The sequence below is a fragment of the Candidatus Woesearchaeota archaeon genome (genome assembly GCA_003694805.1).
Classification (GTDB): domain Archaea; phylum Nanobdellota; class Nanobdellia; order Woesearchaeales; family J110; genus J110.
Map to the genome: position 1 here is coordinate 1 of RFJU01000070.1, position 7,065 is coordinate 7,065.

Here is a 7,065-nt window from a genome sequence, read left to right on the forward strand (position 1 = left end):
AATGAGTTGTGCGTTGCCTCTCAATTCTCTCCAGAGCGCATCTCTTGCAAATTCATAAATAGGAGTATTGATGGAAATGGAAGAAAGGGAATCAATGACGACTCTCTGAACATTTGATTTCTTAATACTACTAATGATTTTGTCAACAGTGTTCTTACTAATAGAATTAATACTGTGAGTGTTGATTAAAATCTTGCCACTATTGACCAATTTTGGCAGGAGCGAGAAGCCGATTCTTTCACCTTGCAAGACAATTTCCTCCTTCCTCTGCTCAAAACTAATAAACATGCCTTCCTCTTTGAAGCTCGTAATGCCGTAATAGAGAAACGAGAGGGCTAACAATGACTTTCCCGTGCCAGGGGCTCCGCTGATGAGTGTAACGGTGTTTTCTGGAAGACCTCCTTCTAAAGTCAAGTCTAACTTTCTAATGCCAAAGGGAACGCGCTTCATTGTGGTTCTTATGTACGAAGAAGTTTAAAAACTTTTTTGTTTCCTCATTCTGAGCCACTCTTACTTGAAAACTCCAATGTAAAGTATTCTTCCCCCTTTAAGCGAATCTCTGCTTCGTCAATCACAAGATCTTCGTTACCAAATTTCAAACAATAGCACCCTTCATGCGGCAGCTCAAATTCTTCTTTGAAAACTTGCATGCCATCCTCTTCTTTGAAGAAGAATGTTGCAATCTCATTGCCATTACAAGAATTATTAAGCAAATGAAGCTTAATAGTAGTCCAGTCAACTCCGAACGCAGCTTTAAAAGGCTTATCTTCAGCCATAACAAGAATTCCTTTTCTTCCCTTCGTTGAAACTGAAATGCTTGTATGATACTCCTGTTCAAATCCGAACTTTGAAATAATTGAGTAGTACGGCTTCTCAACAGACGTGGGCAGTGGGCATTCAACATTCTTTTCTTCCGGCTCTTTAAGATGGAGGTTCTCTTTGTCTTCCTCTCCGGAAATAAAGCGCTCAAGATTGACAGGAGAAATCTCATTTGACACCAAGTTTACCACAACGTTCTCAGCACTTTTCAAGAGACTACTCGAGAGACCGAAGTCAATGAGTTTTCTTGTCTCCTCCTCTGTTCTTCCTGCAAGGAGTGTCAATAAAGAATTATGAACAATAATTCCTTCGTTCTCCTCGAACCCGTACGAACAGTCCTTGTTAGGGAGGAGTTCCCTTGCAAGAGCGTTGACACAAGGCCCGCCGACGATGATCGCCCTTCCGCCTGTGTAGTCTTTGTCCAGAATGATTTTATCCTTGTTGATAGTCGTTTTGTTAACGTGTTGCACCCACGGTTCTAGCGTAACATCTCTATCAGTCAAGTAAACCAAACTTTCCACTTCCTCCTCGACACCTGCAATGAAGACGCTGTCAGGACCGCCTGTCTCGTCAACCCATTCCACTACCGTGCCGAACTGGTCAGCCGCCTGCCGTCTCTCCGAATCCCCCACGTCGAAAAACGCTTCGTAAGGCGGGTTAGAGAAGGTTTGAAAACACCCGTCCATCACTTGATTCGCCGCCGCCGTGCCAATGATCGGGCCCAGAATCGACCCGTTCAGGAGGGTGTAGTACGCGATGAGGTAGCTTTTTATCTGCTCGTAGTTGGCGCCGATGCATCGCTGAACGTCGTCCACGTCAATTTCTCCCGAAACGTCGGTCACGTTCACGCGGAACGAGTCAACCGAGTCGCGCGAGCCATAGGACGCCCACGTACTCGCAGCGACGCCCTCCTCCAAATCCTTGGTCGTGTACGTGAAGCGGTTGTGCGTTGTCGTGTCCAACTCAAGAGTTGAGCCGATCTTCGTGACAAGAACGGGCGTGTCGCCGCTCTCGATGCTGCCGTCGTTGTCCAAATCAATCCAGATCGCGCTTGAAGGGCTTGCCGTGTCATTGATGAGCACGTCGTACGAGAATCCCGCGAGGGTCAGCGAGGTTTCATTGCTCGTGAACGGCACGTGCACCTCCTCTCCGCTGCCTTCATTAATGAAAACGAGGTACTTATCATCAGCTTCAAGCGAGTCGTAGCGGAGCAGGTGGGTGTACCCGTTTGAAGAGAACCTGCCTTCCGAACCGTCGGACGTGACAAGGAAGTACGCATCAGGCGTGATCGCTTCGCCCTCGTCCACAATGAGCGCGTCGTCCTCGCTTCCAAAACGCGAAAAGCTCCCTGCGTTGTCGTAAAAGAGCGGAACGTGCAACTCCTCGCCGAGGCGGTTTTCAAACGTGAGGACGTACTCGTCATCTCCTTTCGGCTCCAAATACGCCTCCGTTTTGCTGTCCTTCGTCCTAAACCCTAAAAACCACAAGTCCCACGAGCCAGGAAAGAGCGAGTCCTCCTCGAGCAAGCTCGAGAGTTGCGTGTCCTGGGCGACGTAGTACGTATGGCGAGGCGTCCAAGAAACCTCAATGCGCTCAAGATACGTTAGCGCGCCTTCCGTTCTGCCCTCGTCGCGCCCAACGAGGGAAACAGCAGTGCCGTCAAGAGACTCGCCATCCTCCTTCACCGCAAGTGAATCACTCTCCGAAGAAATGTTAGTGTCTTCCAACGTGTAGCGCGACGCGCCCAGTGCGAGCTCGACGAGGCCTTCCCGGTTGTTCACCAGGATGGAGAGCACCCCCACACTCACCCCTCCAACGTCAGCCACGTCGCCTTTCTCCATCGTTTCCGTCTCGCCGTTCACAGCAATCAGCGCCTTCTCGTTCTCATCAATGAAGACCACGCTCACCTCAACAGACTCATCGTCGAGCGTCACCGTCTTCGTCTCGCCTTCCTTGAGCAAGAGGGTCGCATCCCCCCCGATGAGGGAGAGCTTCACGTGATCTTTTCCCGGGTGCGCGGCTTCAGTCACCAAGAACGGCTGTTTCATGAGGATCAACACCTCGCCTTCAAGGGAATCAAACCCGTAATCATCACTCGCCCCGCCAGCAGTCAACTCAAGCGGCTCGAGAAATTCAAGCACATAGCGAAACCCCTCGCCACCCTTCGGAAAAACAAGGTACACGTCAGGGATCTCCTCAGGATCGTCAGGGCGGTCGTCAGCCACGAGGAAGGTGCTGCTCGCGTTTGCCGACGGGTACCAGTACTGCCGGTACCGAAACGAGCCCTCGCGCGTCACCACTCTGCCGTCTTCGAGCAGCGGCGTGTCCTCCCCCGTCACGACACTCACCGCATCTGCTAAGTACTCAGACCCTTCCAACATATCGCTTTCTCTTCGCAGCAAAAAACCGTCAATGAAGAAGTCAGAACTGTACGCAACGCCCTCTTCCCCGCGATCAACCGCGACTGGTTTAGTCTCCACCGCGAGCTTCGCAGCGGCAAGCGCGTCCGACACCGACGCATTCGAACCAACTACGATGAAGTCGTACGCTTCGGGATCGATTGCGAGCACTGACGCTGCAACAAAGAGGACAACGACAAACCACAAAACAGGGCGCATACTAGCAAGCTCTACCGACAAAGCATTTTATAAACTTTTTGGCTAAGAACCCTTAGCGAGCAGCCGCCCACAAAAAACAACGCTCACTCTTCAAGGTCGTGCACAACAATGCCGTGCTCAGAAATCTCCATCGGGTGCACGTCCTCATCATTCTTCGTGCGCCGCATCTTGCGAACAATCAAGGAACGAGAAAACTCGCCGCCCAAACTCTCAAACTGAATCAAAATAATCGAGTCGGCCAAGAAATCCTCCACGCCAAAGCGTGAATACCGATACCCGCTATTATCTCCCCGCTCAACAATCTCTGACGTGAGCAAAGAGACGCAGTGCATCTCCTTGAGCACCCTGCTCAAATCAAACAAGCCCTTCCTCACCTCGAACTCCGTTTCCATCGTCATGCCGTACACGGACGTGCTGTCAATCACGACGCGCTTGGCATTCACCGACCTGATCTGGCGCTCAAGCTCGTTATGAATATCGCGCACCTCGTAAGGATGATAATAGATGAAGTTGCACATTCCCTGCTCGATGTACTTTTCGAAATCCCACCCGAACATGAGCGCATCCCGCTTCAAATCCACCAAGTTCTCCTCAAAGCTGATAAAGAGGCCGGGCTCGTTGTACTTGGTCAGGCCATTCCACAAAAACTGCAAGCAGAAAATGGTCTTTCCACACCCCGGACCGGCAGAGAGCAAATTCACACTCTCCGGTGTAAAGCCTCCGCCAATGAGCTTGTCAAAGCCAGGAATCCCGGTAGGAATTTTTTTTTCTTCCATATCGCCCACTCAACGAAGACGCTTATCACAAAGCAGTTTATAAACTTTTGGTATTACTCCTCCGGTGCACCTTCAACACTGCCACCAATAACCCTTGCAGACAATGACTTGAACAAGACAGGACTGATGAGTGTAGCAAAGAACGCCATCATGATGATGGCAGTGAAGAACTCCTCGGAAATAACCCCCGCGCTGAGCAAGAGCGAGGCGGCAATCAATTCAACCCCTCCCTTCGTTGAAAGGCCAAAGCCAATACTAAGCCCCTCCCAAAATCCATGCCCTGCCAGGACGTTGCCAACAGCGGCGCCGAGGGGCTGGAACAACATCACAATGAAGAAAAGCGCCAATCCTAAGCCGGGGCTAGAAAAGAAAAGCGAAATGTCCGTCTCCATCCCAACCTTAATGAAGAAAAAAGGTGAAAAGAAGCCGAACGTGACCACCTCAATCAAGTCCGTAATCTCCTCTCGCTCTTCCTCCTCCTCATCCTCAATGAGCGTGTAACGAACCACGACTCCGGCAATCAACGCACCAACAACCATGCCAACGCCGCGAAGGCCGCCTGCGAGGTTCTTGAACACCACGTCGGCCGCGACGCTCATGAAGAGCACCATAATCAAGGAAGCCACTAAGAGCTCGCTCTTGCGCGACCGGCTTCCCACCAAGCGAAGAACAAGAGGCACCACCAAATACCTGCTTACGTAAACGATCCCCACCAGAATGATGAGATGCAAAAACGCTATGGTGAATGACTCAACCGCTCCTGCAACGAGAGCCACAACGACACTAAGCACGGTAACCTCCACCACGTCATCCATCGTTCCCACTGCCAAGACGAGCTGGCCAATACGCCCCTCCAGGACATCAAGCTCTCGAAGCACATCAACCGACACCGCCTCCGCGGAGATGGACAAGAGCGCCCCGACGAGAACAGAAAGCAAGAACGGGAAGCCAAACACTAGCCAGAGCACCAAGAACCCAATCAAGAAAGGAAGGCCAAAACTCAGCGAAATAATGCTCAACGCGTTCTTCCTCTCATCCCGCAGCGAGCCGAGGTTGAGATTAAGCCCCGAGTAAAACATGAGGAAAATCAAGCCGAGCTGAGAAAACGCCTCCAACACCTCCCGCCCGCTTCCAGCCCCTAAAAAAACGCCTTCCAAAGCGGGCAACCCGAGAATGAACCCCACCAAAACGGGCCCGAGCACCCTCGGCAGCTTGATCGAGCGAAGCGCCTCAGAAAGCACGTACGATGCGGTCAAGCAAACAAGAACAATCGTGACGACTTCCATACTCAAAAACGCTGCTTCACAAGTATTTATTGATTGCGCTTTCACCAAACGTTGTTGATTGCTGCACGTTCTTGATGGTGTGCGTTGTACGCAAGAACTGCTCCTGACGAGCCGTGGCAGACTTGCGTACGTTCCCACAAGCCCAAAAGAAACGCACGCCCGAGAAGTCGCCACTGAATAAGCACTGAGAACTTCCAAGGAAAATCGGCACGCATCTTGGTCAACGGCAAGCAAAAACTATATAAACGCTGACAACTGAGCATGGCATTGCCATGAAAGAGAACGACTTGAACGGGAAAAAACTAGACGTCCTCAGCAGGATTCCACAACGCCACCTCAGTGAAGTCGAAAAGCAGTTCATCCAACTCAAGCTCGAGCAAGCCCGTCTCAAGCGAGAAAAAGCGCGCCTCATCCTCGAAAAAGGGGTGTTCGTCTACGTCGGCGCATTCACCCTCGCCTTCTTCATCAAGTTCTCAAACGCGGACATCCTCCCAGAAGTACTTGTCAACCTTCTCGTCCTCGCAGGCATTATCATCCTCATCGTTACTGTCATCCCCTATGCAAGGGAAGCGAAAAAAGAAGAAACGTCCATCGAAGACATTCTCGAAGCCCTCGTTGACAACTAAAGCCAGCGAGCACACTAGCAGGTGCAAGACCCGGAGCAGGAACCAATGACTACAAACTACCACGTCGTCTCCCTCATCGACGTCAACGAGCTCCTCCCCTTTGTCAAGCGAGTCAGGCAAAACACGGACGAACCAACAAAAGAAGAAGAAGCAAAGCTTCAAGCAGAACTTGACCGCTTCTTCTCCACGCTCAAGCGCTACTACCACACGCCCATCCACTACATCGGTGACGAGCGCCGCTATGGCAAACACCTCGAGCGCTACCTCATCAACAAAACAGGCTTTATTGAAATCATGGTCGAAGCCCCCCTCCACCTCAACGCACACTTCATCTCAAAACGCGAAGCAGAAACCTTTGCACAAGCCCTCAAAAAAACCCTCTTCGAGACCGTCCCCGCCAGCCCTGTCAGGTCCATGTTCATCGACTCCGTCAGGGTGCAGGACAAGAAAGCCAGCGCAACCTACCAAACCTACGACAAGCTCCACCACAAGCTCGTGTACAAGCCACTCATCCTCACCGCGACCGCCATTAACATCATCATCGTCTTCGGCCTGCTCAAACTCTTTTTCCAATACGTCGTAGAGCACATCTTCAAAACAAAACCCCTGATTTTCGGCCCCATCGATGGTTATGCCATCTTCGCAGCAGTAATCACCAGCTTTCTCTTCACCATCCTCTACGAGCACACCACCCGTCTCGCCCAAAAACTCCTCCCAACATAAACCAACCGTAAAACGCATCAACCACCACCCGAACACTCCCAAACGCTACTAAGCGCAACCCTTATAAACAAAGCAGGGATTCTTCTCTCCAAGCATTTTACAAAAAAAAAGCTTAGCAAAAAAAATTAGCAAAAAACCAAAAAAACAGGTGATACCCCATGGCTTCCGTGGTCGGATTCAACTTTACCAAAGTCCTCGCAGAGCGAAAGACGAACAC

6 protein-coding genes are annotated in these 7,065 nt (G+C 51.0%); 2 read left to right on the plus strand and 4 right to left on the minus strand.

Features of this window, described 5'->3' with window-relative positions; translation table 11 throughout:
- The 4 genes from D6783_02640 to D6783_02655 form a co-directional block, all read right to left on the minus strand.
- On the minus strand, window positions 1-450 hold a 450-nt coding region (locus D6783_02640), incomplete at its 3' end, for a hypothetical protein (protein ID RME53197.1).
- 44 nt (window positions 451-494) lie between these two features.
- Window positions 495-3,437, minus strand: a complete 2,943-nt coding sequence (locus D6783_02645) for a hypothetical protein (GenBank protein RME53198.1) — start codon at window positions 3,435-3,437, stop codon at window positions 495-497.
- Window positions 3,438-3,520: 83 nt separating this feature from the next.
- A complete protein-coding gene (locus tag D6783_02650) occupies window positions 3,521-4,213 on the minus strand; it encodes a hypothetical protein (protein ID RME53199.1) in 693 nt (230 codons plus the stop codon).
- Between the two features lie 53 nt (window positions 4,214-4,266).
- Window positions 4,267-5,499, minus strand: a complete 1,233-nt coding sequence (locus D6783_02655) for a cation:proton antiporter (protein RME53200.1) — start codon at window positions 5,497-5,499, stop codon at window positions 4,267-4,269.
- Window positions 5,500-5,771: 272 nt separating this feature from the next.
- On the opposite strand from D6783_02655, the gene D6783_02660 reads away from it, so the two are divergent.
- Window positions 5,772-6,125, plus strand: a complete 354-nt coding sequence (locus D6783_02660; protein RME53201.1) for a hypothetical protein — start codon at window positions 5,772-5,774, stop codon at window positions 6,123-6,125.
- 21 nt (window positions 6,126-6,146) lie between these two features.
- The gene (locus D6783_02665; GenBank protein ID RME53202.1) at window positions 6,147-6,848 is read left to right on the plus strand and encodes a hypothetical protein; all 702 of its coding nucleotides are present in this window, start codon (window positions 6,147-6,149) and stop codon (window positions 6,846-6,848) included.
- Window positions 6,849-7,065 lie beyond the last annotated feature (217 nt).